Genomic DNA, 14,588 nt, shown 5'->3' on the forward strand with positions numbered 1-14,588 from the left:
CGGGAGGGCCGGCCGCGGCCGGGGCTTGGGTTGTGGGGGTCAGACCGCCTCGGCGGTCTCGGGCAGCTCCGCCGCGAGCTTGTCGGTGAGGTCGACGACCTCGGCGAGATCACCGAAGTCGCGGGCGGCGGTGTCGACGGTCTTTCGGATACGGGTGTTCACCCGCTCGGAACGGACCTTCTTGGCGACCTGCATGGCCCGCTCGGCGAAGACGGCGCTCTGCTCGGGCTCGCGCTGGAGCAGATGGACCGAGGCCATGCCGATCAGGTTGAGTGCGTACGACCGCTGGTGCTCGGTGTCCTGGGCGAACAGCTCGACGGCCCGCTGCATCAGCGGCTCGGCCAGGGAGGCGTAGGTGGGGCTGCGGCCGGCGACATAGGCCAGGTCGCGGTAGGAGTGGCTGTTCTCGCCGTGCAGCTCGGCCTCGGAGAAGAAGCGGATCCAGTCGGGGTCCGGCTCGTCCCAGTCCTCGGCCTCGGCGAAGACGTCCTCGGCCATCCGCACGGCCCGCTTGGTCTTGCCGGGCTGGCCCATGTTGGCGTACGCGCGGGCCTCCATCGCATACAGCATCGACTGGGTCCGCGGGCTCGCGCAGTCCCGGCTGCCGTACTGCGCGAGGTGGATGAGTTCCAGCGCGTCGTCGGGCCGGCCGAGGTGGATCATCTGGCGGCTCATGCTGGACAGGATGTACGAGCCGAGCGGGCGGTCGCCGGCCTCCTTGGCGGCGTGCAGGGCGAGGACGAAGTACTTCTGCGCGGTGGGCTGGAGTCCGACGTCGTAGCTCATCCAGCCGGCCAGTTCGGCCAGCTCGGCGGCGACCTTGAAGAGCTTGCGGGTGGTGGCCTCCGGCTGGGGCTCCTGGAGCAGGTCGGTGACCTCGTGCAGCTGGCCGACGACGGCCTTGCGGCGCAGCCCGCCGCCGCACTGGGCGTCCCACTGCCGGAACATCACGGTGGTGGACTCCAGCAGGTCCAGCTCGGGCCGGGAGAGCCGCCCGCGCGCGCGGCTGGTCGGCACGGCCCGGGCTTCCTGCGGCGGGGCGGGCGGGGCCGGCACGAGCCAGCGCTGCATGGGCTCGATGAGGGCCGGGCCCGCGGACAGGGCCAGCGAGGTCCCGAGGAAGCCGCGCCGCGCCAGCATCAGGTCGCTGCGCGAGAACTCGCTGAGCAGTGCCACCGCCTGCGGGCCCGTCCAGGGCATGTCGACTCCGGACGCGGAGGGTGACTGGCGGGCGGTACGCAGCCCCAGGTCCTCGACGGAGACGACACAGCCGAACCGCTCGGAGAACAGCTCGGAGAGGATCCGGGGGATCGGCTCGCGCGGGTTCTCGCCGTCGAGCCAGCGCCGGACCCGTGAGGTGTCCGTCGAGATGTGGTTGGCGCCCAACTGGCGTGCCCGGCGGTTGACCTGGCGGGCCAACTCGCCCTTGGACCAGCCGCTGCGCACGAACCACGAGCCCAACAGCTCATTCGGGCGCTTTTCAGCGTTCGTCCCGCTTCCGCCGTTGCCGCCCACTGGAACGCCCCCATCCCTCAGACCGCTTGTCATCGAGTGCGCCAAGCCTTATCAGAATGCCGGGCGAGTGGGTTGCCCGTCCCGGAGTTGTCACCCTTCGAACGGGAAACCGACTTGCCTCCGGCATACCCACCGGCGCATGTGCCCCACCCGCTGTGCACTCACAGTAATCCTACGATCACCCCTCCAGCCATGGCGATTCCAGAATCGCCACCATTCGCCACCCCTTCGAATGAACTCACGGACGCCTCTGCACGATTCACTTGACACATGACAGCCGGGGATGGGCGGACCGACGCACTCGAGGGCGCGCACGGCCAGGCGCACCACCCGGCACGCTTCCGGGCGCCGAGTGAACCGCGCGGCAGGGGGCAGCCGGGTAGACGAGGTCACGTTCCGCATTCATCTCGATCCGTCTCGTAACCACCGGTGCGCCGGACCCGTTGGAGGGGGCATGGGCTTCACGATCGGCAGCAGTCGGGGCATCCGCGACATCCGGTCCGGCTCGCGCCGCCGCGGCCGCTCGTCGGAGTGCACCGCCGTGGCCGAGTACACCGGGCTGTGGGGATGGGACGTCGTACCGGGCGCGCGGGCCGCCGCGGGCCTGTGTTCCTGCGGTCGCGCCGACTGCCCGGCACCGGGCGCGCATCCGCTGGACTTCGCCTCCCGGGTGCCGGCCGGGGCGACGCTGGACGAGGTGACCGACGCCTGGGCTCAGACCCCGGGCGCGGCGGTGATGCTGCCGGTCGGCAGGGCGTTCGACGTGATCGAGGTGGCCGAACCCGCCGGTCGGCACGCCCTGGTCCGGCTGGAGCGCATGGGTGTCCCGCTCGGCCCGGTGACCGCCACCCCGGACGGCCGCGCCCACTTCTTCGTCTCCCCCGGCGCCGCCGCCGAGCTTCCCGCCCTGCTGTACCGCATGGGCTGGGACGACCCGGCCCTCGACCTGCGCGGTCTCGGCCCCGGTACGCACATCACGGCGCCGCCCTCCGACCGCGGCGGCCTCGGTCCGGTGCGCTGGCTGCGCTCCCCCGCCCTCGACTCGGCGAGCCACCCGCCGGAGGCCCGGCTGCTGCTGGGCACGCTGGCGTACGTGGCACACCGGTCACGGGCGTAGCGGACGCCCCTACGACGAAGCGCCCGTCCCCTTGTCCACCGGGGCGGGCGCTTCGGCCACATACGGATTTCCGGAGGTCGTGTCATTCTCCGATGAGCGCGTCGACGAACGCCTCCGGCTCGAACGGCGCGAGGTCGTCCGCGCCCTCTCCGAGCCCGACCAGCTTCACCGGGACGCCCAGCTCGCGCTGGACCGCGACCACGATGCCGCCCTTGGCGGTGCCGTCGAGCTTGGTGAGCACGATGCCGGTGATGTCGACGACCTCGGCGAAGACCCGGGCCTGGACGAGGCCGTTCTGGCCGGTGGTGGCGTCGAGGACGAGCAGCACCTCGTCGAGGGGGGCGTGCTTCTCGACGACGCGCTTGACCTTGCCCAGCTCGTCCATGAGGCCGGTCTTGGTGTGGAGCCGGCCGGCGGTGTCGATGAGCACGACATCGGCGCCGATCTCCTTGCCCTCCTTCACCGCGTCGAACGCGACGGAGGCCGGGTCGCCGGCCTCGGGGCCGCGCACGGTGTGGGCGCCGACGCGCTCGCCCCAGGTCTGGAGCTGGTCGGCGGCGGCGGCGCGGAAGGTGTCGGCGGCGCCGAGCACGACGCTGTTGCCGTCGGCGACCAGGACCCGGGCGAGCTTGCCGGTGGTCGTGGTCTTGCCGGTGCCGTTGACACCGACGACCATCACGATGCCGGGCTTGCGGTCCTCGGGCTCGGTTTTCACGGTGCGGTCGAAGTCGGTGCCGACCAGGGTCAGCAGCTCCTCGCGGAGCAGACCGCGCAGCTGTTCGGGGGTACGGGTGCCGAGCACCTTCACACGCTCGCGCAGCCGTTCGACCAGCTCCTGGGTGGGCTGGACGCCGACGTCGGCGGTGAGCAGGGTGTCCTCGATCTCCTCCCAGGTGTCCTCGTCCAGGTGCTCGCGCGAGAGCAGCGAGAGCAGGCCCTTGCCCAGGGCGTTCTGGGAGCGGGAGAGCCGGGCGCGCAGGCGCACGAGGCGTCCGGCGGTGGGCTCGGGGATCTCGATCGGGGGAGCCTCGATGGGCTCCTCGACGACGGGAGGTTCCTCGACGGCGACCGGGGCCGAGCCGTCCGGGAGGTCCACCTCCTCGATCGTGCGGCGCGGTTCCTCCTTCGGCGTCTCGGCCTCGTCGCCGACGTGCGGCTCGGCCGGAGGTGCGGTGAGGTCGGGCGTCGTGGGGGGCGGCGGGGGCAGCTGCTTCTTGCGCCGGCTGCCGACCACGAGCCCGCCGAGCGCGCCGAGCACGACCACGGCGATGACTACAGCAAGGATGACGATGTCCATAACGCGTCCAGTATCGGCCATGGGGGTCCGCCGGACCCTTCTTGTGGCTTCCTCTGAGAGACAAACCGCACCGGTGGGTGCGAGTCGGGCCAAAGTACAATGGCATCGGCTCCGTCAACGCGCGTAGAGTCCCGACGTCCCCCCGTCCCCCCACCGCTAGGCATGTTCTTCATGAGCAAGACCGCCGAGACCGAAGGCGCTCTCGAAACCCGCGGCATCGAGCAGGTACCGGACCACGAGCGCACCGCGAGAACCCGTGAGCTGTTCCCCACCTGGGTGGGCGCCAACATCAGCGTGCTGCTGCTCACCATGGGCGCGAGCCTGGTCGTGGCCTACCACCTCAACATCTGGCAGGCGCTGGTCGTCGCCGTCGTCGCGCCGGTCGTGTCGTACGGCCTGGTCGGGCTGATCGGCATCGCGGGCAAGCGGGGCGGCGCGCCGGGCATGGCGCTCTCCCGGGCCGTCTTCGGCCAGCGCGGCAATCTGCTGCCCGGTTCGCTGATCTGGATCGCCCGCTGGGGCTGGGAGACGATCAACGCGGTGACCGGCGCCTACGCCATGCTCACCATCCTGGACATCGTGTTCGGCATCCGTGCGAACAGCGTGCTGGACATGGTGATGCTGCTGGCGTTCGTGGTCGCGACGTTCGCGATCTCCGGACTCGGCATCGGCGCCGTGCAGAAGTGCAACAAGTACGCGACCTACCTCTTCGGCGCGTTCTCCGTGCTGGTGCTGGGCTATCTGGCGGTGAACACGGACTGGTCGAAGGTGCTGGACCACTCGGCCGGTTCGACGGCCGCGGTGATCACCGGAATCGGCATGATCGCGGCGGGTGGCGTCAGCTGGATCCCGTCCGCGCCGGACTTCACGCGCTATCTGCCGCGCACGGCGTCGTCGAAGGCGATCGTGGGCACGGCGGTGGGCGGCGCCGGTGTCGTCGTGCTGCCGATGGTCCTGATGGGCGCGGTGATGGCGGTGTCCACGCCGGACCTGGCCTCGGCCGCCGACCCGGTCTCCTTCCTCGGCGAGATCCTGCCGACGTGGATCGCGGTGCCGTATCTGCTGATCGCGCTGATCGGCATGCTGCTGATCAACGCGATGTCGATGTACTCGGCGGGCTTCACCGCGCAGACCCTGGGCATCAAGGTGCCGCGCCACTGGGCGGTGTCCGTCAACGCCCTCATCTCGCTGGTCTTCGGCGGCGTGCTGATGCTGGTGGCGACGAGCTTCATGGGCTCCTTCATCGCCTTCCTGTCCCTGCTGGCGGTGGCGTTCTCGGCCTGGGTCGGCGTGTTCGGCGCGGACATGCTGCGGCGTACGTCGTACGACGGCGAGGCCATGGCCGACACGACCCGCACCAGCGCCTACTGGTACCGGGGCGGCTTCTCCCCCGCCGCGGTGACCGCCTGGGCCGTCGGCCTGGTGGCGGGCCTGCTGTTCACCACGTCGGACTGGTTCACCGGCCCGCTCGCCGCGAACAACGTCATCGGCGAGTACGGCCTCGGCTGGGTCGCCACGATCGTGATCTCGGGGCTGCTGTACCTGGCCCTGCCGAAGCCGGCGGTGACCACGCCGGCGACGAAGGCCGCCGAGCCGGTCACGTCCGAGAACCGCCCGAACGCGCCCATGGCCATCTGACGATCCGTCAGCTACCGTCCCCCTCCACCGACCCGTACCGGAGGGGGACTTCGCCATGCCCGTCACGGTCGTCCGTTTCAACCTGGTCGAGCCCGGCGCCACCCCCGCCTCCCTCGGCGCCCGCTACCGGGCCGCCCTGGAGATGGCCGCGTACGCCGACGCGCACGGTGTCACCACGGTGCAGACCGAGGAGCACCACGGCGTCGCCGACAACTGGCTGCCGTCGCCGTTCGCCTTCGCGGGCGCCGTACTGGGAGCCACCCGGCGGATCGCGGTGACCGTCTCGGCGGCCATCGGCCCGCTGCACGACCCGCTGCGGCTCGCCGAGGACATCGCCGTGCTGGACCTGCTGAGCGGCGGCCGGCTGGTGACCGTCGCCGGGATCGGCTACCGGGTCGAGGAGTACGAGCGGGCCGGGGTGTCCTGGGCGCGCCGGGGACGGCTCCAGGACGAGCTGCTGGAGACCCTGCTCCAGGCCTGGACCGGCGAGGAGTTCACCTACCGGGGCCGTACGGTACGGGTCACGCCGCGCCCCTTCACCGAGCCGCACCCCCTGCTGCTGGTCGGCGGCTCGTCGCGGGCCGCCGCCCGCCGCGCCGCCCGGCTCGGGCTGCCGTTCTTCCCCAGCGCGCATCTGCCGGAGCTGGAGGCGTACTACAAGGAGCGGCTCGTGGAGTACGGCACCGAGGGCTGGACGATGATGCCCGCCGCCGAGACCCCGCTGCTGCACCTCGCCGAGGACCCCGACCGCGTCTGGGCGGCGTACGGCGAGCACTTCCTGCACGAGGCGCGGACGTACGCCTCCTGGCAGCACTCGGGTGTGCGCTCGGCGGTGCGTTCGACGGCCCGCACGGTGGACGAGCTGCGCGCGGAGGGCGTGTACCGGGTGCTGACGCCGGACGAGTGCGTGGCGTGGGGGCCGGCGCAGCTGGTGCTGCATCCGCTGGTCGGCGGGATGCCGGTGGAGGAGGGCCGGCGGAGTCTGCGGCTGCTGTGCGAAGACGTACTGCCCCGGCTCGGTGAGTGAGCCGGGGCAGTACGTCTTACGGGTGTCGAGGAGCGGGCAGCGGGGACTTGGCCCGTCTCCTCGAGTCGAGGGAGCCTCGGGTGAGGCTCAGCCCATCTCCTCCAGCTTCTTGCCCTTGGTCTCGGGCACGAACTTGAGGATGAAGGGGATGGAGAGGAAGGCGAACACCGCGTACATGACGTAGGTGAGCGACAGGTTCCACTCCGAGAGGTCCGGGAAGGTGATGGTGATCACCCAGTTGGCGATCCACTGGGCCGAGGCGGCCACACCGAGCGCGGCGGCGCGGATCTTGTTCGGGAAGACCTCGCCGAGCATGACCCAGACGACCACACCCCAGGACAGGGCGAAGAAGAGCACGAAGGCGTTGGCGGCGATCAGCGCGACGTAGCCCTGCGCGGTGGGCAGCGGGTCGTTGCCGTTCTGGAAGGAGAAGGACCAGGCCGCCGCCGCGAGCGAGATGCCCATGCCGACCGAGCCGATGAGCGCCAGCGGCTTGCGGCCGATGCGGTCGACGAAGATCATCGCGATCACGGTACCGATGATGTTGATGATCGAGGTCTCGAACGAGTAGAAGAACGAGCTCGACGGGTCGACGCCGACGGACTGCCACAGCAGGTTCGAGTAGTAGAAGATGACGTTGATGCCGACCAGCTGCTGGAAGACGGAGAGGCCGATACCGATCCAGACGATCGGCAGCAGACCGAAGCGGCCGCCGAGCAGGTCCTTGAAGGTGGACTTGTGGTCGCTGCGCATCGCCTCGTCGATCTCGGCGACACGGGCGTCCAGGTCGATGTCGCCCTCGACGTCACCGAGCACCTTCTTGGCGTCGGTGATCCGGCCGACGCTGATCAGGTAGCGCGGCGACTCGGGGATGGCGAAGGAGAGCAGACCGTAGATCACGGCCGGCACGAGCATCACGCCGAGCATCCACTGCCAGGCTTCCAGGCCGGCGATCTGCCCGCGCTCCTCGCCGTCGGCCATGTTCAGGATGGCCCAGTTGACGAGCTGGGAGACGGCGATGCCGATGACGATGGCGGCCTGCTGGAACGAGGCGAGCCTGCCTCGGTAGGCGGGCGGGGCGACCTCGGCGATGTAGGCCGGGCCGATGACCGAGGCCATACCGATGGCGATACCGCCGAGCACGCGCCAGGCCGCGAGGTCCCAGGCGGCGAACGGCAGACCCGAGCCCACCGCACTCACGGCGAACAGCACCGCGGCGATCTGCATGACCCGGATACGGCCGATCCGGTCGGCGATCCGGCCGGCGACGGCCGCACCCACGGCGCTGCCCAGCAGGGCGCAGGCGGCAACGGTTCCGGTGGCACCGGAGCTGAGGTCGAACCGGGCCTGGATGCCGCCGTTCGCACCGTTGATGACGGAGCTGTCGTAGCCGAACAGGAAACCGCCCATGGCGGCCGCGGCGGTGATGAAGACGACGTGCCCGAGATGTTCGGGGTGCGCCGACTTGGCTCCTGACTGAGGTGCCTGCGCTGTGCTGGTCACTGGGTAACTCCTCGGGCCGCCGGCAACGCTGCCGGCTGGGGGCGAGCCCTTCCAGGGGTGGGGTGTTCACACCGCTCACACCTGAAGGTAAAAGCAACGTTGCAGAGACTATGCCTTCAGGTTTCGAAGTCAATAGGCCAAGACCTGTGAATTTTCCCCATGACGTGTCAGCCTTGTGTTCACTTCTTGAAGTGATCTAGGAGGGGCGCAGGTCGCTACTGGTGTAGACCCTTATGCAGACCGCTGCCCGGAAGCGGGCGTTCAACGCAGCCGCTGGCTGATGACCTTCGACACACCGTCGCCCTGCATGGAGACGCCGTACAGCGCGTCGGCGACCTCCATGGTCCGCTTCTGGTGCGTGATGACGATGAGCTGCGAGGTCTCCTGCAGCTCCTGCATGATCCGGATGAGCCGCTGGAGGTTGGTGTCGTCCAGTGCGGCCTCGACCTCGTCCATGACGTAGAACGGGCTGGGCCGGGCCTTGAAGATCGACACCAGGAGGGCGACGGCGGTGAGTGAGCGCTCACCGCCCGAGAGCAGGCTCAGCCGCTTGACCTTCTTGCCCGGCGGCCGGGCCTCGACGTCCACACCCGTGGTGAGCATGTTGTCGGGATCGGTCAGGATCAGCCGCCCCTCACCGCCGGGGAAGAGGCGACTGAAGACGCCCTCGAACTCTCGTGCGGTGTCCCGGTAGGCCTCGGTGAAGACCTGTTCGACCCGCTCGTCGACCTCCTTCACCACCTGAAGCAGGTCCGCGCGGGTCTTCTTCAGGTCCTCCAGTTGCTCGCTGAGGAACTTGTGGCGCTCCTCCAGCGCCGCGAACTCCTCCAGGGCGAGCGGATTCACCTTTCCGAGCTGCTGGTACGCCCGTTCGGCCGCCTTCAGCCGCTTCTCCTGCTCCGCGCGGACGAACGGCCTCGGCTGGTTGCGCGGGTGCTCGGGGTCCTCCGGCAGCTCCTCGCCCTCGGCGGGCGGGGAGGGCGGTACGAGCTGATGGGGGCCGTACTCGTCGACGAGGCCGACGGGCTCCACGCCCAGCTCCTCCAGCGCCTTGGTCTCCAGCTGCTCGATGCGCAGCCGCTTCTCGGCGCCGAGCACCTCGCCGCGGTGCACCGAGTCGGTGAGCTTGTCGAGCTCGGCCTTGAGGTCACGGCCCTGGGTGCGGGCGGTGGCCAGCTCCTGCTCGCGCCTCGCCTTGGCGGCCTCGGCGGCGGAACGCTCCTGCTCGGCGCGGGCCAGGGAGACCTCGACGTGCGCGAGCAGCTGCCGGGCGCCCGAGGCGACGGCCTCGGCGACGGCCGCCTCGTGGCGCAGCCGGGCCCGCCGCTGCTCGGCACGCGCGCGTGCGTCGCGCTCCGCTTGGGCCGCGCGGTCGAGGGAGTCGGCGCGGCCGGCGAGCCCCTTGACGCGTTCCTCGTGCGTACGGACCTGGAGGCGGGCCTCCATCTCGGTCTGCCGGGCGTTGGCGCCGTCCGCCGCGAGCCGGTCCCGGACCGAGGTGTCCGGCTCCTCCTCGATCGGCATCTCCTCGGCCACGGCCAGCCGTTCGGCCAGCTCCTCGACCTCCTGGAGCGCCTTGTCCAGCGCCTCCTGCGCCCGCGCGGCGGCGGCGACGCTGCGCTCCGCTTCTCCCGCCGCTCCCCTGGCCTGCCCGGCGAGCCGGCCCAGCTGCTGCGCCACCGCCGACTTCTCCCGGTCGGCGGCCCGGCGCCGCTCGCCCAGCTCCTCGACGAGCGCGGCGGCCTCGGTGCGCTGCTCGGCGGCCACGTGCTGCGCCTCGGTCAGCTGCTCGCACCGCACCTCCAGCTCCGCCAGCTCGGCGGCGGCCTCGTCCACGGAGGCCTGCACCTCCAGAAGACTCGGCGCCCCGGCGGAACCGCCGTGCGCGAAGTGGGCGCCCAGCAGGTCTCCCTCCGCGGTGACCGCCGTCAGCTCCGGCCTTGCGTAGACCAGCTCCTCGGCGTCCTCCAGTGTCGGCACCACGACGATTCCGCGCAGCAGGCGTCGTACGGCGGGCATGAGCTCGGCGGGGCCGCGGACGAAGCGCTCTGCGGGGAGGGGTGTGCGCTCCTCGGGGAGGGCTGGGCGCTCCTCGGGGAGGGTGGTGGCGGGCGGGTGGGCGTCTGCGGGCTCGTCGTGGCTGGTCGCGCAGTTTCCCGCGCCCCTTTGGGGGGCTGGGCCGCGGTCGTCGGCTGCCGGTTCGTCGTGGTTGGTCGCGCAGTTCCCCGCGCCCCTTTGGGGGGCTGGGCCGCCGTTGTCGGGTGCCGGTTCGTGGGGGCTGGGCGCGCCGTTCCCCGCGCCCCCTTGCGGGGCTTCCTCCGGTGCGCCCGTCAGCAGCAGGGCCGCGCGGCCGCCGTCCTGTTTGCGCAGCAAGCGGAGCGCTTCGGCTGCCGAGGCCGGGGTCGTGACGGCGATCGCGTCCGCCGCCGCGCCGAAGGCGGTGGCCAGGGCGACCTCGTAGCCGGGGGTCACCGTCAGCAGCTCCGCCGCCGGGCCGAGCACTCCGGTCAGCCTGTCGCGTGCCCCCAGCAGTATCGCGGTGCCGTCCTTGCGCCGGAGGCCCAGCGCCAGGGTTTCGTGGCGGGCCTGGGTCGCGGCCCGCTTACGTTCCGCGGCGGTGACCGCCTCGCGGGCGGCGGTGAGGGCGGCGTCCGCCTCGGCGAGCCGGCGCTTGGCCGCCTCGTGCCGCTCGGCCAGCTCCGCGTCGCCCGCGTCGAGCCCGTCGACCTCGGCCTTCAGCGCCTCGTACTCCTCCTGCGCGGCGACGGCCCGTTCCTGCGCCTCGTCGCGGGCGGCGGCCAGCCGGTCGATCTCGGCCTGGGCGGAGGCCGCGCGCGAGCGGGCCGCGTTGACCTGGCCGTTCAGCCGGGCGAGCCCTTCGCGCCGGTCGGCGATGGCCCGGGCGGCGTCCTTCAGGCGGCGCTCCTCGGCGGCGAGCTCGCGCTCCAGTTCGGCGCGGTGCTCGACCGTGTCCTCCAGCGCCCGCTGCGCCGCCTCCAGGGCCGCCTCCAGCTCGGCCTCCTGCTCGCGGATCCGAGCGGCCTCGCGCTCCAGGTCCTCGGGGTCACGGCCGCGCCGTTCGTCCACCGGCGCGGCGGTGGCGCTCTTCACCCGTGCCTCGGCCAGCGAGATCGTGCCGCGCACCCGCTCGGCGAGCTGGGACAGCTCGTACCAGGTCTGCTGGGCGCGCTGGAGGCGCGGGGTGAGCCGGCGGACCTCGTCCTCCAGCAGGGCCTCCCGCTGGAGCGCCTTGCGCAGCTCCTGCTCGGCGGCCTCCTTGCGCTCCTTCAGCGCGGCCTCGTCGGCGATCTCGGCCTGGAGTGCCTCGCGCAGGCGTACGAGATCGTCGGCGAGGAGGCGGAGGCGGGCGTCGCGCAGGTCGGCCTGGATGACGGCGGCCCGCCGGGCGACGGCCGCCTGGCGGCCGAGCGGCTTCAGCTGGCGGCGCAGCTCGTCGGTGAGGTCCTGCACGCGCGCGAGGTTGGCCTGCATCGCGTCCAGCTTCCGCAGCGCCTTCTCCTTGCGCTTGCGGTGCTTGAGGACGCCGGCCGCCTCCTCGATGAAGGCGCGGCGGCCCATGGGGTCGGCGTGCAGCACGGAGTCGAGCTGGCCCTGGCCGACGATGACGTGCATCTCGCGGCCGATGCCGGAGTCGGAGAGCAGTTCCTGGATGTCGAGCAGGCGGCAGGTGTCGCCGTTGATCTGGTACTCGCTGCCGCCGTTGCGGAACATGATCCGCGTGATGGTGACCTCGGCGTACTCGATGGGGAGGGCCCCGTCGGAGTTGTCGATGGTCAGGGACACCTCGGCCCGGCCCAGCGGCGGGCGGCCGGTGGTGCCGGCGAAGATGACGTCCTCCATCTTGCCGCCGCGCAGCGACTTGGCGCCCTGTTCGCCCATGACCCAGCTGAGCGCGTCCACGACGTTGGACTTGCCCGAGCCGTTCGGACCGACGACGCACGTGATGCCCGGCTCGAACCGGAGCGTGGTGGCCGAGGCGAACGACTTGAATCCCCGGAGGGTCAGGGCCTTGAGGTGCACGCCGCTGGACTCTACCTTCCGGCGTTGTCTCACTCCATGAACGCGCGGTTTCGCCGGTGAACGCGCAGGGCACACCAGACGTTAAAGAAGCTGAAAGGATGCGCGGGGCAAGAACGCGGGGGCAAGGGCGCGGGGGCAAGAAAGAAGGGACGCCGAGGCGTCCCTTGCAACTTCTGACTATTGAGCGGTTGATACGGGCAGCCCAACCACTGCTTGTCGTTGTGCGATGCAGTGATCAGGTGAGCGCAGGCTCCGCCTGGTGTGCGTCGACGCTCTCCATGATCCTGTCGTGGTGAGAAGCGGCAGCCGCCAGCGCGTCGTTCTCCGCCTGGATCCGTACGAGCTCGGATTCCAGGTCCTGGACGCGCTGCTGGAGCCGTCGCATCTCGGCGAGGAGTCGAGGGTCGGAGCCGCCGACGTAACCGAGAAGCGCCTTTGCCATGATGGATGGTCCTCCACACTGAGTGACCGACCGAAGCGGTGTGGGTCGTGAGGGATTCGCACCCGCGGTGCTTGGCATTGTGGAGTTCTTGCTGCCGTTCATCCATGCCAAACAGCTAGGTGCGCGGGGTGCTTTCAGCGTCTCACCAAAAAGTTTGACGGTCAACACGATCACGCCCTGTATTGACGGGCAACCCGGTGTGCGCGGCCGGAAAACGGCGGCGCTGCGACTTCCGCGGGGCCTCAGGGCGTGGCGATCATCTTTCCGTGCGGAGCCTGCCACGGCAAGGGGTTCTCGGCAATCACCTGGGCGTTTTCCTTTCGGGCAGCTGCCCATGGCATGTCCCGCCGCCCGGCGGGGGCCGTCGGGCGGCCCGGGATCAGCGGATCGCGAAGCCGTCGTAGCCGCCGCGAGGTGTGTCCCAGATCTCGGTGACGCCCTCCACGCGCCCGGGCGTGTCGTCACCCTGGAGCCAGTCCAGCAGGCCCTGGCAGCCCTCGCGCGACCCCTCCGCGACCACCTGGACGCGGCCGTCGGCCAAATTGAGAGCAAAACCACTCAGACCGCCGATCTCCAGCGCCTTGGCCCGCGTGAACCAGCGAAAACCCACACCTTGCACGCGTCCTCGGACCCAGGCGACCAGTCGCACATCCTCGCTCATGGGTGCAACCTAACCGGCCAATGTCTCTCGGGACACTTCGCCCTCGTGCGCCATGGGGTACCGTCCAGCCCCAAACACATCTCATATGAAAGTCACCCGATCGGGTGACTTTGGTTGACCGCCGGGGACGAGTCGACCGCCAGGACGAGCACCAGGGACGAGGAAGGCCAGTACATGGGACGCCACCGACGCTCCGCCGCCGGCCGCGCCGCCACGGGCCGCGCCACGGGGGTCACGCCGGCACAGAGCGCCGAGACGGGGAGCCGGGAGCCGCGGCACCCGCAGCCGGGGCACCACCCCGAGCCGGGCATCGCGCCTTACCTGAACCCCGAGGCCTACGCCGAGGTGCAGGCCCGCAGCGACGCCTACCTCTTCGCCACCGACGACGGCCAGGGCTCCGCTCCCGACCCCGCGGCCTCCCCGGCCGGCGGCGGCTTCACCCCTGACGACGGCACCCGGCGCGGGAGCTCGCACCGCCGCAGGAAGAAGGGCGTGATCCCGGTCCGCACCGGTCTGCTCGGGGTCTCCGCCGCGGTCGCCCTCGGCGCGGTCGCGGTCGCCACCGGCGTCCTGCCCGGCGGCGACACCTACACGCTCGGCGGCAGCGGCGACAAGGTGCAGGCCACCGACAGCGGTGCCGCCAACACCGAGGGCCCGCTGGGCGGCACCTCCGGCACCGCCGAGGGCCAGTCCGGCGAGAGCGCCACCACGAGCCCGGAGACCGGCCGCTCCGCCTCTCCGTCGGCGTCGCCTTCCACCTCCAGTCCCTCGGCGTCGCCGTCCACCGAGAAGCCGTCGAAGGAGCCGACGAAGGAACCATCGGCCACGCCGTCGAAGAAGCCGAAGTCGAAGCCGACCCCGACGCCGTCGCGTACGCCGACCGCGGAGCCGCCGCGCACCACCGCCCCGGTGACCGTCTCCCAGGCGGCCGCCGCCGAGGCGGAGGTCGTGCGGCTGGTCAACGAGGAGCGGGCGAAGGCCGGTTGCCGGCCGGTGGCCGCGAACAGCGCGCTGGCGAAGCTGGCCCGCGACTTCAGCGAGGACATGGCCGCGCGGGACTTCTTCGACCACACCGACCCCAGCGGGGCGACCCCCTGGGACCGGGCGGAGAAGGCCGGCATCACCGACCTCGGCGGCGAGAACATAGCCCGCGGCCAGGCCGACGCGGCAGCCGTCATGGAGGCCTGGATGAACAGCTCCGGCCACCGCGCCAACATCCTGAACTGCGAGTTCACCACCCTGGGCGTGGGCGTCCACTTCGGCCCGGGCGGGCCGTGGTGGACCCAGGACTTCGGCTACTGAGACAGCCGCAGGGCAGAGGCCCAGGAGCCTTCCTGGGCCGTCTCC

General features: G+C 71.3%; 10 protein-coding genes. 4 read left to right on the forward strand and 6 right to left on the reverse strand.

The window, feature by feature from the left end:
- Window positions 1-39: 39 nt before the first annotated feature.
- On the reverse strand, window positions 40-1,515 hold the full coding sequence (nsdA, locus tag ACZ42A_RS21830) for a transcriptional repressor NsdA (RefSeq protein ID WP_468528908.1): 1,476 nt from the start codon (window positions 1,513-1,515) through the stop codon (window positions 40-42).
- Window positions 1,516-1,969: 454 nt separating this feature from the next.
- Here nsdA and ACZ42A_RS21835 point away from each other — a divergent pair, with 454 nt between their 5' ends.
- Window positions 1,970-2,632 (forward strand): bifunctional DNA primase/polymerase, encoded by a 663-nt coding sequence (locus tag ACZ42A_RS21835; RefSeq protein ID WP_468528909.1) that lies wholly within the window; start codon window positions 1,970-1,972, stop codon window positions 2,630-2,632.
- An 82-nt stretch (window positions 2,633-2,714) separates the two neighbouring features.
- Here ACZ42A_RS21835 and ftsY read toward each other — a convergent pair whose 3' ends face one another.
- A complete protein-coding gene (ftsY, locus tag ACZ42A_RS21840; RefSeq protein WP_468528910.1) occupies window positions 2,715-3,929 on the reverse strand; it encodes a signal recognition particle-docking protein FtsY in 1,215 nt (404 codons plus the stop codon).
- A gap of 171 nt (window positions 3,930-4,100) precedes the next feature.
- Here ftsY and ACZ42A_RS21845 point away from each other — a divergent pair, with 171 nt between their 5' ends.
- A complete protein-coding gene (locus ACZ42A_RS21845; RefSeq protein WP_468528911.1) occupies window positions 4,101-5,567 on the forward strand; it encodes a cytosine permease in 1,467 nt (488 codons plus the stop codon).
- A 55-nt stretch (window positions 5,568-5,622) separates the two neighbouring features.
- Entirely contained in the window at window positions 5,623-6,594 is a 972-nt protein-coding gene (locus tag ACZ42A_RS21850) for an LLM class flavin-dependent oxidoreductase (RefSeq protein WP_468528912.1), read from the forward strand.
- Window positions 6,595-6,681: 87 nt separating this feature from the next.
- Here the strand turns inward: ACZ42A_RS21850 and ACZ42A_RS21855 are convergent, their stop codons facing one another.
- The 4 genes from ACZ42A_RS21855 to ACZ42A_RS21870 all read right to left on the reverse strand — a co-directional run bounded on the left by ACZ42A_RS21855 (window position 6,682) and on the right by ACZ42A_RS21870 (window position 13,241).
- Complete coding sequence (locus tag ACZ42A_RS21855) at window positions 6,682-8,097, reverse strand: sugar porter family MFS transporter (RefSeq protein WP_468528913.1); 1,416 nt, start codon at window positions 8,095-8,097, stop codon at window positions 6,682-6,684.
- 261 nt (window positions 8,098-8,358) lie between these two features.
- Complete coding sequence (locus ACZ42A_RS21860; protein WP_468528914.1) at window positions 8,359-12,138, reverse strand: AAA family ATPase; 3,780 nt, start codon at window positions 12,136-12,138, stop codon at window positions 8,359-8,361.
- Between the two features lie 235 nt (window positions 12,139-12,373).
- Window positions 12,374-12,580: a hypothetical protein gene (locus ACZ42A_RS21865; RefSeq protein ID WP_129801581.1), complete on the reverse strand. Its 207-nt coding sequence runs from the start codon at window positions 12,578-12,580 to the stop codon at window positions 12,374-12,376.
- Window positions 12,581-12,959: 379 nt separating this feature from the next.
- Window positions 12,960-13,241 carry an acylphosphatase gene (locus tag ACZ42A_RS21870; RefSeq protein WP_468528915.1) on the reverse strand — a complete coding sequence of 94 codons (282 nt, stop codon included), beginning with the start codon at window positions 13,239-13,241 and terminating at the stop codon, window positions 12,960-12,962.
- 174 nt (window positions 13,242-13,415) lie between these two features.
- On the opposite strand from ACZ42A_RS21870, the gene ACZ42A_RS21875 reads away from it, so the two are divergent.
- Window positions 13,416-14,543: a CAP domain-containing protein gene (locus ACZ42A_RS21875; RefSeq protein ID WP_468528916.1), complete on the forward strand. Its 1,128-nt coding sequence runs from the start codon at window positions 13,416-13,418 to the stop codon at window positions 14,541-14,543.
- Window positions 14,544-14,588: the final 45 nt, after the last annotated feature.

Source organism: Streptomyces sp. NPDC030838 (genome assembly GCF_055572035.1).

Coding starts and splice junctions, on each gene's coding strand:
- ACZ42A_RS21835 (WP_468528909.1), top strand. CDS start 1,970: ATGGGCTTCACGATCGGCAGCAGTCGGGGCATCCGCGACATCCGGTCC.
- ftsY (WP_468528910.1), bottom strand. CDS start 3,929: ATGGACATCGTCATCCTTGCTGTAGTCATCGCCGTGGTCGTGCTCGGC.
- ACZ42A_RS21845 (WP_468528911.1), top strand. CDS start 4,101: ATGAGCAAGACCGCCGAGACCGAAGGCGCTCTCGAAACCCGCGGCATC.
- ACZ42A_RS21850 (WP_468528912.1), top strand. CDS start 5,623: ATGCCCGTCACGGTCGTCCGTTTCAACCTGGTCGAGCCCGGCGCCACC.
- ACZ42A_RS21865 (WP_129801581.1), bottom strand. CDS start 12,580: ATGGCAAAGGCGCTTCTCGGTTACGTCGGCGGCTCCGACCCTCGACTC.
- ACZ42A_RS21870 (WP_468528915.1), bottom strand. CDS start 13,241: ATGAGCGAGGATGTGCGACTGGTCGCCTGGGTCCGAGGACGCGTGCAA.
- ACZ42A_RS21875 (WP_468528916.1), top strand. CDS start 13,416: ATGGGACGCCACCGACGCTCCGCCGCCGGCCGCGCCGCCACGGGCCGC.